At 54.4% G+C, this 15,016-nt stretch carries 12 protein-coding genes; 7 read left to right on the forward strand and 5 right to left on the reverse strand.

Features of this window, described 5'->3' with window-relative positions:
- The first annotated feature begins 16 nt into the window (after positions 1-16).
- The 3 genes from EGT74_RS22505 to EGT74_RS22515 all read left to right on the forward strand — a co-directional run bounded on the left by EGT74_RS22505 (position 17) and on the right by EGT74_RS22515 (position 4,398).
- Positions 17-2,857: a PKD domain-containing protein gene (locus EGT74_RS22505; RefSeq protein ID WP_123848780.1), complete on the forward strand. Its 2,841-nt coding sequence runs from the start codon at positions 17-19 to the stop codon at positions 2,855-2,857.
- 21 nt (positions 2,858-2,878) lie between these two features.
- A complete protein-coding gene (locus EGT74_RS22510) occupies positions 2,879-3,901 on the forward strand; it encodes a PorP/SprF family type IX secretion system membrane protein (protein ID WP_123848781.1) in 1,023 nt (340 codons plus the stop codon).
- Between the two features lie 143 nt (positions 3,902-4,044).
- Positions 4,045-4,398 carry a T9SS type A sorting domain-containing protein gene (locus EGT74_RS22515; protein ID WP_123848782.1) on the forward strand — a complete coding sequence of 118 codons (354 nt, stop codon included), beginning with the start codon at positions 4,045-4,047 and terminating at the stop codon, positions 4,396-4,398.
- Positions 4,399-4,711: 313 nt separating this feature from the next.
- Here the strand turns inward: EGT74_RS22515 and EGT74_RS22520 are convergent, their stop codons facing one another.
- Positions 4,712-5,884, reverse strand: a complete 1,173-nt coding sequence (locus EGT74_RS22520) for a class I SAM-dependent rRNA methyltransferase (RefSeq protein WP_123848783.1) — start codon at positions 5,882-5,884, stop codon at positions 4,712-4,714.
- A gap of 182 nt (positions 5,885-6,066) precedes the next feature.
- On the opposite strand from EGT74_RS22520, the gene EGT74_RS22525 reads away from it, so the two are divergent.
- The 4 genes from EGT74_RS22525 to EGT74_RS22540 all read left to right on the forward strand — a co-directional run bounded on the left by EGT74_RS22525 (position 6,067) and on the right by EGT74_RS22540 (position 10,328).
- Positions 6,067-6,633, forward strand: coding sequence for a nucleotide exchange factor GrpE (locus tag EGT74_RS22525; protein ID WP_181954768.1), 567 nt, complete (start codon positions 6,067-6,069; stop codon positions 6,631-6,633).
- A gap of 66 nt (positions 6,634-6,699) precedes the next feature.
- Positions 6,700-7,863 (forward strand): molecular chaperone DnaJ, encoded by a 1,164-nt coding sequence (gene dnaJ, locus EGT74_RS22530; RefSeq protein ID WP_123848784.1) that lies wholly within the window; start codon positions 6,700-6,702, stop codon positions 7,861-7,863.
- A 96-nt stretch (positions 7,864-7,959) separates the two neighbouring features.
- Positions 7,960-8,904, forward strand: coding sequence for a class I SAM-dependent methyltransferase (locus tag EGT74_RS22535; RefSeq protein ID WP_123848785.1), 945 nt, complete (start codon positions 7,960-7,962; stop codon positions 8,902-8,904).
- 44 nt (positions 8,905-8,948) lie between these two features.
- Positions 8,949-10,328, forward strand: coding sequence for a sodium:solute symporter family protein (locus tag EGT74_RS22540; protein ID WP_123848786.1), 1,380 nt, complete (start codon positions 8,949-8,951; stop codon positions 10,326-10,328).
- A gap of 56 nt (positions 10,329-10,384) precedes the next feature.
- Here EGT74_RS22540 and EGT74_RS22545 read toward each other — a convergent pair whose 3' ends face one another.
- From EGT74_RS22545 to EGT74_RS22560, 4 genes are all read right to left on the reverse strand, one after another.
- Positions 10,385-12,154: a YfbK domain-containing protein gene (locus EGT74_RS22545; RefSeq protein ID WP_123848787.1), complete on the reverse strand. Its 1,770-nt coding sequence runs from the start codon at positions 12,152-12,154 to the stop codon at positions 10,385-10,387.
- 70 nt (positions 12,155-12,224) lie between these two features.
- Positions 12,225-12,758, reverse strand: a complete 534-nt coding sequence (hpt, locus tag EGT74_RS22550) for a hypoxanthine phosphoribosyltransferase (RefSeq protein ID WP_123848788.1) — start codon at positions 12,756-12,758, stop codon at positions 12,225-12,227.
- 10 nt (positions 12,759-12,768) lie between these two features.
- Entirely contained in the window at positions 12,769-14,166 is a 1,398-nt protein-coding gene (locus EGT74_RS22555) for a glucosaminidase domain-containing protein (RefSeq protein ID WP_123848789.1), read from the reverse strand.
- A gap of 23 nt (positions 14,167-14,189) precedes the next feature.
- Positions 14,190-14,831: an O-methyltransferase gene (locus EGT74_RS22560; protein WP_123848790.1), complete on the reverse strand. Its 642-nt coding sequence runs from the start codon at positions 14,829-14,831 to the stop codon at positions 14,190-14,192.
- Positions 14,832-15,016: the final 185 nt, after the last annotated feature.

A 15,016-nucleotide genomic window follows, 5' to 3' on the forward strand; every position in this document is an offset into this window, starting at 1 on the left:
TATCCCATATCCTGTGATGACACCTACGAAAAACCAAATTTACCGGCTATGGCTGATAGGGTGCCTTTCAATAACGCCGGGGGTCATAAAGGCCCAGCAAGCGGCATTTACGTACACAGCGACGCCCGTATCGTTTTGTGCGCCGGCTACCTTTACGTTCCAGCATACCAGCGGGGGCAATCCCCTGGCGGTGGTGTGGGACTTCGGGAACGGCCGCACTTCCCGGGAGCAGCGGCCGGTGATCACATTTACGGAACCAGGGCCGGTATCGGTCACCCTCACCGCCTTTTACAACAGCGGGAACAGCAGCACCACACAGAGTTTTACGATATATGGCGGGCCAGCGGTGGATTTTTCGGCCGACAAACAGGTGGCCTGCGGCCCGTACACAGCTGTATTTACCGACCTGACCCCCGGCGCGCAGCAGCGCACCTGGGATTTCGGCGACGGCACGGCCCCGGTTACCACCAACCAGGCAAACATCTCCCATCAGTTTACACGGACAGATACGTTTGATGTGAAATTAACTGTCACCAACACCAATGGTTGTACGAAAACGGTGGTAAAAAAAGAATTCATTACCATCGCCGCGCCGGTTGTCACCGTTGCCAATACGGGGCTGGAAGGCTGCGCGCCGTTCCAGGCCAGCCTCAACGCACAGGCAGCTACCATCAACAACGACCCTGTGGCAACCTGGGCCTGGGTGTTCGGCGACGGGCAGAACCAGAGCACAGCGGCGCCGGGCATACAACATACCTATACGGCGGCCGGCACGTATAATGTCAGCCTTACCGTCACAACGCAGCAGGGCTGCACGGCGGTAAAAAACTTTCCCCAGCTGGTGCGCACGGGCAATGCGCCGCAAAATGTGAGTTTTACCGCTACCCGGCCGAACAGCTGCGCCGGCACCAGCACCCGCCTGCTGGCCACCGCCACGAACGCAACCCGCTATCGCTGGGATTTTGGCGACGGTACGCGCTATGAAGGGCCGGAGAATGATGTGAACCATGTATTTCGTGCGGCCGGCAGCGTTACCGTTCTGATGAGCGCCGGCTCTAACGGATGTTATACGCCCGCGGCGCCGGTTACACTGGGTACCGCCGGACCGGTGGCGGATTTCGGGTTTTCCCGGCACTGCGACAACAAAAACGCCTACACATTTACCAATACTTCCACCGGCGCTCCCGGCGATACCTACGAATGGTATTTCGACGATAATACGCCGGTGGATAACAGCATGCACCCGGTGCATGTTTTTTCGCAGCCAGGCACCTACAACGTACGCCTGGTGGCCCGCAATGCGGCACAAACCTGCATGAGCACCACTTTCAGGACCGTGCAGGTATTCAGTGCCGATTTCCATACCGGCGTAGGCACCATCTGCCGCAACAGCGAAGTGGCCTACGGGGTGGTGCACGTGCCGCACACGCTCGTGGATTATTATAGCTGGCGCTTCGGTGACGGTACCGTATTGAATACAACGGACGTGGACATACGAAAAACGATGGCCGTGAAAGGGGTGTTCAGCGATATGCTGGTGATTTTTTACAAAGACCCTTCCTATTGCAGCGACACCGTCGTGAAACAGCAGCACCTTAACGTAATTGCGCCGGAAGCCTCGTTTACCGTGGCCGCACCGGCCTGTGAAGGCCGCCCGGTGAAATTCCAGGATGCCTCCACCCCTTCCCCGAACATCCCGCTCACGAACTGGACATGGGACTTCGGGAATGGCGTGACCGCCGCTGTCCAGCACCCGCCAGCCACCCAGTTTAGGAACAGCGGCAGCTATCCGGTGAAACTGGTGATCAAGGATGCGCGCAACTGTATGGACTCCATCACACTGCCCGTGCCGATCCATGCCACACCGGTAGTGCATGCGCTCAGTCCCCAGGCCAAACTCTGCGAAGGCGCGGGGGTAACCCTGCATGGCATCAGCAATGCCCCGGTGCAGTGGCAACCGGCCTACCAGCTCAGTTGTTCGGGCTGCACCAACCCCACCGTCACCCCGCTGAAAGACACCTCCTACATTGCTGTGGCCACCACGGCAAACGGCTGCACCGCCAGCGATACCGTTTCCCTGAAAGTGGTGCCGGCGGTAACGCTGGCCGTTAGTGCGGACACTGCCATTTGCCGGGGGATGAGCGCGCAGCTGCGTGCCGACGGAGCAGCGTTTTACAGCTGGTCGCCCGCCACCGCCATTACCGGCGCCAATACCTCCCGCCCTGTGGTGGCGCCCACGCAGGATCTCAGGTACACCGTTACGGCGGGCAACGACCCCGCCTGCCCGTCTGCCACGGCGCAGATCAGCATCACCGTGAAACCGGTGCCTACCGTCAATGCCGGGGCCGATCAGACCATCACGGCGGGCAACGTGCTGTTCCTCAAAGGCAGTCATAGCAACGACGTTACCACGAAAGAATGGAAACCCAATACCTACCTCGACTGCCCCGGCTGCCTCGAAACGGTTGCCGCGGTGCGGGAATCTATGGATTATGCGCTGGAAGTGACCAACACCGCCGGCTGCAAAGCCTCGGACGTGATGCATGTGCAGCTGGTATGCGACCAGAGCCGGGTGTTTCTGCCGGGCGGCTTTTCACCCAACGGCGACGGGGAGAACGATATCTTTTACCCGCGGGGCAAAGGGGTACGGCAGGTACTGTCGCTCCGCATTTTCAACCGGCTGGGGCAGGAAGTGTTCCGCCGGGAAAACTTTAACATCGACGACGTGAGCCAGGGCTGGAACGGTTCCCGCAACGGCAGGGACCTCGGCACCGATGTATACGTATGGCTGTTCGAGGCCATCTGCGACACCGGTGAGCGTTTCCGGCTGAAGGGAAATGTAACCTTATTACGATAACAACATGAAAACTCTTGCAACATGAAAAGGCTGTGGAAAAGTGCCGTGCTGCTGCTGATAGGCCTCAATGCCGGCGCACAGGACATTCACCTGTCCCAGTTCGCGGAAACGCCTATTCTCCGTAACCCTGCCCTGATCGGCATTTACAAGGGTGACGTGCGGCTGCAGGCGGTATACCGCAACCAGTGGAACAGCGTCACCATCCCTTACCAGACCGGCACGATGAGCGGGGAGATGAAGTTCCCCATCGGGAACTACAACGACCATATTACCGCGGGCCTGCAGCTGTCGTACGACAAAGCGGGCACCTCCGCTCTCCAGTCCGTACAGATTCTGCCCGCCATCAACTATCACAAATCGCTGAACGGGGACAAGAACAGCTTTTTATCGATCGGGTTTACGGGCGGCATGGTGCAGCGCCAGTTCGACCCCACCCACCTGACCTTCAACAACCAGTACACAGGCGGCCGTTTCGACCCTTCCGCCCCTACCGGTGAAGAAGGCCGCATGTCCAAAATCGGTTATACTTACTGGGACGTGGGCGCCGGCATCAGTTATAACGGGGTGTTCGGGGAAGCCGCCAACTATTTCATCGGGGCCGCCTATTACCATTTTAACCGGCCGAATGTGTCGTTCTACGAAAACGCGAAAGTCACCCTCGACCCTAAAATGAGCTTTAACTTCGGAATTACCGTGCCCGTTTCGGAGCGGGTGAAGGTAGTGGCGCACTACAACCAGATGCACCAGGGCGCCTATACGGAGTTTATCGGCGGGGCTTTGATCGGTTACGGACTGATGGACCAGGGCCTGGAATCGGACCGGGGGGTATACGGGGGGCTGTTTTACCGCCTCAACGACGCTTTGGTGCCCGTTGTGCGGCTGGATATGGGCACTTATGAAATCGGGCTGAGCTACGATATTAACATGTCAAAACTGCGGACGGCCAGTCAGAATATGGGCGGTTTCGAGATTTCGATGGTGTTCAAGAATTTCCTGAACAGCCGCAATACGACGCTTAACAGCGTCACATGCCCCTCATTCTGATTGTAAATAGTTAACAAGCGTTAAAGTTTTCAAAAAAAGGCCTTTCTAAATTCACTTTTTGGCGTACCGTTTGTTATATTTACAATGAACTAAATCAGGAAAGATTTGAGTAATATTTAAAAAAATTGTTATCTTTGATTACTATGTTGAAAAACTCTACTCTCTTATTAATCTTATTGCTCTGTACCTTCGCCGCTCCGGCAATGTCACAAAGCAAACCTACTTCTACCGGGCAGGAGAGTGTGGTCAAAGTAGTGAAAGCTTACCCCAACCCGGCCTCTTCAAAAATTTATTTCGAAATTCAGCGTAATAACGACAAGGTTTACGAGATTATTGTTTTTAATTTTCTCGGTAAGAAAATCGATCATCTGAAAAACGTGAGCGGCAGAAGGGAATTGAATCTTGAAAATTATTACAGCGGCCTTTATATCTTTCAGTTGAGGGAAGTGGGCGGCAGCGAAGTAATTGAATCCGGAAAATTTAACGTCGTGAAATAAGAACTTCTACATATAAACGAAAGGGGCGGCTCGATGGAGCCGCCCCTTTTTATTTGCCTATCCTTTAAAACGATCAGTATGTGCAAAACCCGATCGTCTCGTATCTGCGAATATTTTGCGCTCAGATGTTTACAGGCATAAACTAAAATCTTGATAACACCTGCCGTAACACCCTATTGATACACTTTAAAAGCCATTGATACACAATCTTTTACCGAAGCTTCTCCATAGCCTCCCCGGGGATGCGCCGTAGCTGAAGCATAGATGAAGCATAGATGAAGCGTAGATACCCTTAGTTTACAAAAAAACTCGCCTACTGCACCTCCACGATCAGGAACTTCAGGTAAGTGGTGTTTTCGATGTTCCAGAGGATCGGATGGTCCTGCGCCTGTGTCAGGAAAGTCACCTGCCGCAATTTTTTGCGGGCGTCTTTGGCGGCCATGTCGATGATCTCCAGGAACAGTGAGGGGTTCACGAGGTTGGTGCAACTTGCTGTTACAAGGAAACCGCCCGGCTTCAGCAATTTCATGCCCCGCAGGTTGATTTCTTTATACCCCGTAATGGCCTTCTGGATGTTTTCGCGGCTTTTGGTAAAAGCGGGCGGGTCGAGGATCACCACATCGAATTTCTTTTCTTCCCTGGTCCACTGCTTCAGCTGGTCGAACGCATTCACGGCCTGGAAGCTGCAGATATCCTGCAGGTTGTTCAGTTCCGCATTGCGGCGGGCGGTAGCCACGGCATGCTCGGAGATATCGAGCCCGAGTACGCTTTTGGCGCCGTAATGACCGGCATGGCAGGAGAACGTACCGGTGTAGCAGAATGCCTCGAGTACATCGGCCCCTTTTACGATATGCTGGATGGCGCGGCGGTTGTCCTGCTGGTCGAGGAAATAGCCGGTTTTCTGGCCGTTCTCGATATCTACATGGAAACGGAGGCCGTTTTCATGCAGGATGATATTGGTATCGAAAGGCGCGCTCAAAAAACCCTTCTGCTGCGGCAGGCCTTCCAGTTCACGCACCGGAACATCGTTCCGCTCGTATATGCCTTTGGGTTTGAAAATCTTTTCCAGCGCGTCCACGATGGCGGGCTTCCACCGGTCGATTCCCAATGCCAGGGTCTGGATCACCAGGTAGTCGTTGAATTTATCGATGACGAGCGCCGGCAGTTCATCGGCCTCACCGAACACGAGGCGGCAGTTTTCCACATAGCCGATCTTTTTCCGGTACTCCCAGGCCTTTTGCAGGCGGTTGAAGAAAAAAGCATCGTTCACCTGCTCCTGCTTGTTGCGGGTCAGCAGGCGCACCAGTATCTGCGACTGCGGGTTGATATATCCCCGGCCCACAAATACACCGTTGTGCGTGAAAACGTCCACAATATCCCCGGGGCTCACTTCCCCCTCTATCTGGCCAACTTCATTCCCGAATATCCAGGGGTGGCCCAGTAACACCCTGTTCTGTATTTTTTTCTTGAGAAAAACCTTTGTCATGCCCCGCAAAGATAAATTACTCCGTCCGGATTTCGGGCCGGGAGCAAAGGCTTTTCAAATTTATGGCTCCGTTATGTTATGCAAAAACACCATGCGTGAAGTGAAAATCCTGCCAAATTGTCCCGGCAGCCCCGATTGGCAAAATAATTGTCCGTTGTACTTTTGCAGATAATTATACCATCATGACAGAAAAAGACAAAGAAATGCAGGCAAATGGGCAGCCGGACCCCAACGAGATTGACATTAATTCAGATGAGAACCAGAGCGGCTCCACCCATTTGAACGATGCCGTGCAGGAAGAGGCTGAACTGGAGAAGGCAAAGTCCGACCTGGAGGAACTGAAGAAAAAGTACCTGCTGCTCAGCGCCGATTTTGACAATTACAAAAAACGCAATGCCAAGGAGCGGATCGAATTGATCAGCACCGCTAATAGAGAAGTGATCACCGCCCTGCTGGACGTGCTCGACGATACGGACCGCGCTTCCCAACAGCTGGAAACGGCGGGCAGCGAAGCCGTAAAAGACGGCGTATCCCTGGTTTTCAATAAACTGCGCAATATTTTATCCAATAAAGGCCTGAAGCCCATGGAAAGTCTTCATCAGGAATTTGATGCCGACCTGCATGAAGCCATTACAGAAATTCCCGCTCCTACCCCTGACCTGGTGGGCAAGGTGGTGGATGAACTGCAAAAAGGCTACTATCTGAACGACAAGATTATTCGCCATGCCCGCGTTGTGGTGGGTAAATAACCATGGCACTATAAATATGTGATAACCGGCCCACTTCATTGGAGTGGGCTATTCAAGTGTATAAACATGTCCACCAAACGAGATTTTTATGAAATTCTGGGAGTCGGTAAATCAGCCTCGCAGGACGAAATCAAAAAGGCTTACCGCAAGGTAGCCATGCAGCATCACCCCGACCGTAACCCCGGCAACAAGGAAGCGGAGGAAAAATTCAAGGAGGCTGCAGAGGCGTACGAGGTATTGAGCGACCCGGATAAACGCGGGCAATACGACCGATTCGGGCATGCCGGCATGGGCAACCGCGGTTACGGCGGCACCGGCCATATGAACATGGATGATATCTTCTCCAACTTCGGCGACATTTTCGGCGAAGACATCTTCGGCAGCTTTTTCGGTGGTGGCGGCCGTGGCGGCGGCGGCGGCGCACGCCGGGGAAGAGGTTCCCGCGGCAGCAACCTGCGCGTAAAAATCAAACTCAACTTTGAAGAAATAGCCAAAGGCGCGAATAAAAAAATCAAGGTCAAAAAACACGTGACCTGCAACACCTGTAACGGGCTGGGCGCCAAAGACAAAAACGCGTTCCAGACCTGTACCACCTGCCAGGGCTCCGGCCAGGTGCGCAAGGTAACGCAGACCTTCCTCGGCCAGATGCAAACGGTGACCACCTGCCCCACCTGTAACGGCGAGGGACAGATCATTACCAACAAATGCACCAGCTGTAAAGGCGAAGGCCGTCAGTACGGCGAAGAAACCGTTTCGATCGACATTCCGGCTGGTGTAATGGAAGGCATGCAGCTGAGCATGAGCGGAAAAGGCAACGCCGGCGAAAGAGGCGGCGCTCCCGGCGACCTGCTGATACTCATCGAGGAAGAGCCGCATCCGGAACTGCAGCGCGACGGCCTCAACGTGGCGTACGATCTGCACATCTCCTTCCCCGACGCCGCATTCGGTGTACAGCTCGAAGTACCTACCATCGACGGTAAAGCGAAAATCAAAGTACCCCCCGGCACACAAAGCGGCAAAATATTCCGCCTCAAAGGCAAAGGATTCCCCTCCGTTAACAGCTACGAAAAAGGCGACCAGCTGATTCACGTCAACGTATGGACGCCGCAGACATTGACTTCCGAAGAAAAGAGCATGCTCGAAAAAATGCAGGAGTCCGGCAACTTCAAGCCCAATCCTGAAAAGAGCGAAAAGGGCTTCTTCGAAAAGGTGAAGGACATTTTCAGCTGAGCCGGAAATTCTCTATAGCATAACTTCTTTACAAGACCGTTTCACCTCCGTGGAACGGTCTTTTTTATCCCCCCTTTATTCCGCATCTTTGCACCCATGTCAGACAAATTCCAGATGTTCGAAAACCGCCTGTCCAAAGTGTACAGGCACCTGCGGAAAACCGCCAGGCGCCAGGGCATTACGTGTTTCAGGATTTACGACAGGGATTTGCCGGAGTTTCCGCTCATCATAGAACTGTACGAAGAAAAGGTGTACGTGGCTGAGTACCAGAGCCAGCACGGCATGGACGATGACGCGTACGACGAGTGGTTGCGGGACAGCATGAACGTGGTGGCCAAAGTGCTGGAAGTGCCGGCGGACGACCTTTTCCTCCGCACCCGCCAACGCAAGCAGAACCGGCAGAGCCAGTATGAAAAACTCGACTTCAGTAAAGAAGAACTGGTGGTACAGGAAGACGGGCTGAAATTCAAAGTCAATCTTTCCGACTACCTCGACAGCGGCCTGTTCCTCGATCACCGCATTACCCGGCACATGGTGCGCGAAGAAGCCGCCGGCAAAAAAGTACTGAACCTGTTTTGTTACACCGGTTCTTTCTCCGTATATGCAGCTGCGGGAGGCGCCGCTTCCGTTACTTCCATCGACCTTTCCAAAACCTACCTGCAATGGGCCGAAGACAACATGCGGCTGAACGGGCTCTTTGATCCTGCCAAACATCAATACATCCATGCAGACGTGCTGCAACACCTTGACGAGCTGAAGCTCAATACGTACGACCTCGTGGTGCTCGACCCGCCGACCTTCTCGAATAGCAAGCGCATGAAGGATTTCCTCGATATCCAGCGCGATCATGTGACGCTCGTCAACAAAGTACTGCTGACGATGAAAAAAGACGGCGTGCTGTATTTCAGCAACAACCTGCGCCGCTTCGAACTCGACGAGCCCGCCATCGAAGCCGCCTCCATCAAAAACATCACCAAACAGACCGAGCCTTTCGACTTCCAGGGGAAGCTGCTGCGGCATTGTTTCCGGATCATAAAATAGTAACGCACCGGTAAAATCCCCCCGGATTTTCCTATTTTTCGCCTATGCTGGCAGCATTTGTACTCCTGTATTTACTGATCACCATCCTGGTAGGGCGCTGGGCCGCACGGAAGGTAAAAACCGCCAACGACTTTGTGGTGGCCGGCCGCAGCCTGCCGCTGGGCATCAGCACCTGTGTGATTTTCGCCACCTGGTTCGGCTCCGAAACCATGCTGGGCGCTACCAGCGAATTTGCGCAGCATGGGCTGCTCGGCGTGATGGAAGATCCCTTCGGTGCATCGCTCTGCCTGTTGCTGGTGGGGTTGTTTTACGCGCGCAAACTTTACCGCAGCAACCTCCTCACCTTCTGTGATTTTTTCAAAGTGCGGTACGGCAAAAAGGCCGAACTGATCTCCGCCCTGCTGATGATACCTTCCTATTTCGGATGGATAGCCGCGCAGATAGTGGCCATGGGCATTGTGGTGAACACCGTGATGGGCATCGATACCCATATCGCCATGGTGGCCAGCGGGATCATCGTGATGGCGTATACCTATATGGGCGGCATGTGGTCCGTGTCTGTCACCGATTTCATACAAACCATCATGATCATCATCGGCATCGTGGTGATTACATTCATTGTGGTGGATAAAGCGGGCGGGCTCTCCACCGTGGTGGCCAACGCCCCCGCAGGCACATTCCGCTTTTTCCCCGAAGCCGGCTGGAACAACTGGCTGCAATACCTCGCCGCCTGGTTCACCATCGGGCTCGGCTCCATTCCCCAGCAGGACGTATTTCAGCGGCTGATGAGCAGCAAAAGCGAAAGCGTGGCGCAGCATTCTTCCTATCTCGGCGCCCTCATGTACCTCGTTATCGGCAGCCTGCCACTGCTGATCGTGCTGTGCGCGCAACAGCTCTATCCCGGCCTGGCCGCGCAGGGCACGGAAAAAATCCTGCCGAACATGGTATTGCAGCACGGCGGCCTCTTTATCCAAATCCTGTTTTTCGGGGCGTTGCTCTCCGCCGTGATGAGCACCACCAGCGGCGCCATCCTCGCACCGGCTACGGTGTTAGGTGAAAATATCGTGCGCCCGTTTTTCAAAGACATCAGCGATAAAAAATTCCTGCGCGTCATCCGTTTATCGGTAGTGGCGGTATCCGCCATCTCGCTGGTGATGGCGATGGGGAGCCAGGATATTTACGAACTGGTGGCCTCCTCTTCAGTGCTTAGTCTCGTTTCGCTGTTCGTGCCGCTCACAGCCGGGCTGTACTGGAAACGGAGCAATGAAGCCGGGGCCATCCTGTCAATTATATTGGGCACGGCGGGGTATATTTATGCGGAATGGGCAGGTACCGAAACACCGTCGTTGTTTGTGGGACTATTGAGCAGCATCGGGGGCATGCTGCTGGGCACGTTTGCCGTCCGGCAAAAGCAGCCGGCGTAATTACTTCAGCCAGTTTGATCAGCTTCAGGAACTCTCCGCGGTAGCAGCCGGCATAATTACTTCAGCCAGGCGTTATTCTTCCTGACCAGTTTGATCAGCTTCAGGAACTCTCCGCGGTAACCGCCGGCATCCCGTCCTAAAGACCGTTTAGCCATCTCCGTTACCATGCCGATATTACCGGAACCTTTGTAATTCGATTTACGGAGCAGCATGCCGAAAAGGGCTACAGAAGCGGCGAAGCGGCAATCGTCAGACGCTTCGCTGAAACGCTGCCGGCGAGGCGCCAGGGTCCTGGTCTGAAAGAGCATCGAGGTATCCGGCGGAACGCGGTACCATATTTTCACATCGGCCAGCACGGCTTCCGGATCCGGATCGGCCGGCTCGATTTCGTACAGTGCCACCACGCAATGCCCCGAACCGACAATCCCTCCTTCCACCCGCTCGCCGTTGCTGTTATCTTCCTTCAGTATTTTGTTTTCGTAGCCAATGAGGCGGTGCGACCTCACCCTGGCCGGGTTGAAATTCACCTGCGCGCGCACATCCTTGGCAATGGTAAAAAGCGTGCTGCCGAATTCACGGGCAAAAACCTTGTTGGCTTCTTCCAGGTCGTCGATGTAGGCGAAGTTCCCGTTGCCTTTGCTGGCAAGGGTTTCCAGCTTCGAGTCTTTGTAATCCTTCATCCCGAAACCCAGGCAGGTGAGCAATACGCCGCTTTCCTTTTTTTGCATGATCAGGTCTTCCATGTCCTGATCGCTGGTCTGGCCCACGTTAAAATCGCCGTCCGTGGCCATGATGACGCGGTTGTTGCCGTTGGGGATATAGTTTTCCTCCGCCAGCTGGTAAGCCATGTTGATGGCCGCTTCCCCGGCGGTGGCCCCGCCGGCGCTGAGGTAGTCGATGGCGTTGAGTATTTTTTCTTTCTGGGTGCCGGGCGTGCAGGGCAGCACGATACCGGGCGCACCGGCATAGGCTACGATGGACACGCGGTCTTTCGGGCGCAGATTGTTCACCAGTATCCTGAATGCGGCCTGCAGTAAGGGGAGTTTATTGGGAGTGCCCATCGACCCGGAAATATCGATGAGGAATACGAGGTTGCTGGCAGGCAGGCTGTCGACATCCACCTGCCGGGCCCGCACCGCGATCTGCAACAGGTTGTGCGCTTCGTTCCAGGGGCAGTCCGTATAATGGGCATAGATGGCAAAAACGCTGTCGTTGCGGGGCAGCGGGTAACTGTAATGGAAATAGTTCACCAGTTCCTCGATGCGCACCGCATCTGTCGGTATCGGCTCGCGGAGTTTCACAAAACGCCGCATATTGCTGTACGCCGCCCGGTCCACGTCCATCGCGAAAGAGGATACGCTGCTCTTTCTGCTGTCTACAAACTTGTTCTCGAAAATTTTCCCATACGTTTCGTCGAAGAAGGAAGCAAAACCGGTGCCCATGCCTACATTGCCATAATTGGGATTAGTGCTATGCGACATTCTTGCCTTTGCCTTGGCGTGGGCAATATCATTTTTTTGTACCGTTTCCCCCGTGGGAGCCAGCTCAACAAGCATGCGGTTATGATGGAGAAGGGCAATGATCTTCCTGCTGTAACCGGGGTGTTCGAATATCAGGTGCGTGCTGCCAACGGGCAGATCTATACGAAATAGGCCATACTGGTTCGTCATTACATACCCGGTATCACCCAGGATACTGATCCGGACGCCCTGTACAGGCTGACGGCTCACACTATCCTGTACTGCGCCGGTAACCCAGCTTCGCTGTTGTGCCCCTGCCATCATGCTACATCCCATGCAAATGAGCAGCATGAATAGCTTATGCATCGTAATTCATTAACATGCAACGATACATAAAATTAAGAAAATATTTAATTAATTGATAATCCGGGGGTATTTATTCTTCCAGCTGGTAAATCTCCGGCAGGTTGCGGCCAAGCCCGTCATAATCAAGCCCGTACCCGAGCAGGAACTTATTGGGCACGCTGAAACCCAGGTAATCGATGGGCACATGGTGGGTGGTGGCCTCCGGCTTGTGCAGCAGGGAGGCAATGAGCAGTTTTTTGGGCTGCTGGTGCTCCAGCTGCGGGAGGAACTGGCTGAGGGTTTTGCCGGTGTCCACAATATCTTCCAGGATCACCACGGTACGGCCATACAGGTCGTCTTCCAGCCCGATGGCGGTAATCACGTTGCCGGTCGATTTCGTGCCCTTGTAAGAAGCAAGTTTGATAAAGGAGATCTCAGCTTCGATGGTCAGGTTTTTAAACACATCGGCCGCGAACATGAACGAACCGTTCAGGATGGCCACGAACAGGGGGCGCGTACCCTCCAGGTCGTGGCTGATTTGCTGTGCCAGTTCCTTAATGCGTTGCTGCAATTGTGCTTCAGCGATATAGGGAACGAATTTTTTATCGTGCACTTGTATCTTCATATGCGCTCGGTTATTTTCGAACAATCAGTTGCTGGCCGATTTTGATGCCATTGTCCTGCAGGTTATTCCATTGCTGCAGCTGCGCTACCGTGATGCTGTAGCGGCGTGAAATGCTGTATAAAGTTTCTTTTTCAGTAACGGTATGATACTGGTTGCCTGCCGGCGTAACGGAGCCTCCGGCTTTTTTCAGGTCTTCCATCATGGCGGGGGGAATGCCGGACGGCGGCGGACTGGTACGCGCGGGCGGCGTAGTACGGGCCGGGGGCACACTCTCCCCTGCCGCAGGGCCCTGCGCGGTCTCGGCGGCGGTATTCCTGGCTTTTTCTATTTCGGTTTTAATGTCCTGCACAATCTTGCGCGGCTCCAGGTCTTTGTGCTCATCTACTTTGACGATGGTATTGCTGCCCAGTTTCGGTTTGGCGGAAGCATACCCGTCGAGCGCGATTCTTTCACCGGCGGCCGGCTGTTCGCCTTCCTGCATCTTGTTGCGTTTCCGCAGCCAGCGCATCTGCACGCCTTCAGCCTGTGCAATGTCGTGGAGGCTCTCGCCCGGCGCAACGGTATGATAATCGTTCTGGCCGCGTTTGCTTTTGCTTTGCAGGAAAATGAGCATGTCTTTTTCCAGCGGTACATCGGCGGCGAGGTCGTTGTACTTCAGCAGGCTGCTGAGACGGATGTCGCGGTCGTTGGCGATCTGGATCAGCGCGGTGCCTTCTTCCACATAAATTACCTTGCGGCCGTTGATTTTAAATACGGGCCCTTTCGGGTAACTCGGCTTCGGCGCCTCGGCATACACCACCGGGGCGGCCTTCTGCCCCTGCTGCTGCGGCGCGCCGGGCTCATATCCTTCGTTCTGCACAAACACGGGCCCGGTGGGAATGGGCGCCTTGCTCATGGCGAGTGCGTTATACTGTTGGAGGTTGTAGCGTTCAATGATCTGTATCAGCTGCTGCGGGTAGGTTCTGCTGGTGGCATATCCTGCCGTTTTAAGCCCGTAGGCCCAGGCTTTGTAGTCTTCCGGGTTCAGGTCGAAGAGAAATCTGTAACGGGGATTGTTCCGGAGAAACTCCGAATGGTCGCGCCACGACTCCGTAGCGGAGCCGTATTTGCGGAAACACTCCTGCTTCTCGTCATCGTCGTAGTTAACGGATTGCCCGGCCCAGTTGTTTTTGCACTTGATGCCGAAGTGGTTGTTGGAATTAAGCACCAGCCAGCCGTTGCCGGACTGTGTTTCCAGGATGCCCTGCGCCAGTTTGATGGCGGCGGGCACACCGGAACGGCGCATCTCTTCCATTGCAATGTTTTTGTAACTGTCGATGTACTGATCGGTGCTGATGCTTTGGGCGTTTGTTGTAAACACTCCGCATATCACCAGGCAGACCGCCAGGCAGTATGACTTTACTTGCATGAATATGTTGAATTTAATGGGTCTTATTTCTTCCTGATCAGCAAAACCCCGTCCCGAAGGCTCAACAGGAGGGTTTCCGCGCGATCGTCTGCCACTGCCTTTTCCGCAAAACGGACCATGGCCCTGGCGTTGTTGCTTTGTTCCGGTTCCGGCAAAATTACTTCACCGTGATATAAAATATTGTCTGCTAAAATAAATCCCCCAGGCCGCAGCTTCTCCCACACCAGATCGTAATACGCGCCGTAACCGGCTTTGTCTGCGTCTATAAATACCAGGTCGAACACTTCATCGAGCTGCGGGATGATCTGCGCGGCTTTGCCGATGTGCTGCACCACTTTGCCGGTCAGCCCGGCTTCAGCCACATAACGGGCGCACATATCTTCCAGCTCCTCGTTCACGTCGATGGTGTGCAGCACCCCATCCGCCGCCAGTCCCTGCGCGAGGCATATCGCGGAATAGCCGGTGTAAGTACCCAGCTCCAGGATGCGCGACGGCCGCAGCATCTGGCTCACCATCGTGAGAAACCGGCCCTGCACATGGCCACTGAGCATATGCGGCTGGTCCACCTTCAGATAGGTTTCGCGGTGTAAACGGTACAACAAATCCGTTTCCGGCGTAGTGTACTTCTCTGCAAACGCCTGTATCTCCGGTGGTATTACCTCCATGCTCCAGTTTTTTTTTGCAAACCTAAGGAAAATGCGGCAACGGCAGCATAGTTTAATGCGGTGGGAAGACTGATTAACATCATCGTACGGATATAAAAAAATTGAGCCCGACAGAATAATCAGGCTCTTTTACCCCATGTTAACCATTAATAGACACAGCTGTCAACCTGCTTGAAACAGGCCGA

Origin of the sequence: Chitinophaga lutea (assembly GCF_003813775.1) — a bacterium.
Taxonomy (GTDB): Bacteria; Bacteroidota; Bacteroidia; order Chitinophagales; family Chitinophagaceae; genus Chitinophaga; species Chitinophaga lutea.

Coding starts and splice junctions, on each gene's coding strand:
- EGT74_RS22505 (WP_123848780.1), top strand. CDS start 17: ATGACACCTACGAAAAACCAAATTTACCGGCTATGGCTGATAGGGTGC.
- EGT74_RS22510 (WP_123848781.1), top strand. CDS start 2,879: ATGAAAAGGCTGTGGAAAAGTGCCGTGCTGCTGCTGATAGGCCTCAAT.
- dnaJ (WP_123848784.1), top strand. CDS start 6,700: ATGTCCACCAAACGAGATTTTTATGAAATTCTGGGAGTCGGTAAATCA.
- EGT74_RS22520 (WP_123848783.1), bottom strand. CDS start 5,884: ATGACAAAGGTTTTTCTCAAGAAAAAAATACAGAACAGGGTGTTACTG.
- EGT74_RS22560 (WP_123848790.1), bottom strand. CDS start 14,831: ATGGAGGTAATACCACCGGAGATACAGGCGTTTGCAGAGAAGTACACT.
- EGT74_RS22535 (WP_123848785.1), top strand. CDS start 7,960: ATGTCAGACAAATTCCAGATGTTCGAAAACCGCCTGTCCAAAGTGTAC.
- EGT74_RS22525 (WP_181954768.1), top strand. CDS start 6,067: ATGACAGAAAAAGACAAAGAAATGCAGGCAAATGGGCAGCCGGACCCC.
- EGT74_RS22555 (WP_123848789.1), bottom strand. CDS start 14,166: ATGCAAGTAAAGTCATACTGCCTGGCGGTCTGCCTGGTGATATGCGGA.
- hpt (WP_123848788.1), bottom strand. CDS start 12,758: ATGAAGATACAAGTGCACGATAAAAAATTCGTTCCCTATATCGCTGAA.
- EGT74_RS22515 (WP_123848782.1), top strand. CDS start 4,045: ATGTTGAAAAACTCTACTCTCTTATTAATCTTATTGCTCTGTACCTTC.
- EGT74_RS22545 (WP_123848787.1), bottom strand. CDS start 12,154: ATGCATAAGCTATTCATGCTGCTCATTTGCATGGGATGTAGCATGATG.
- EGT74_RS22540 (WP_123848786.1), top strand. CDS start 8,949: ATGCTGGCAGCATTTGTACTCCTGTATTTACTGATCACCATCCTGGTA.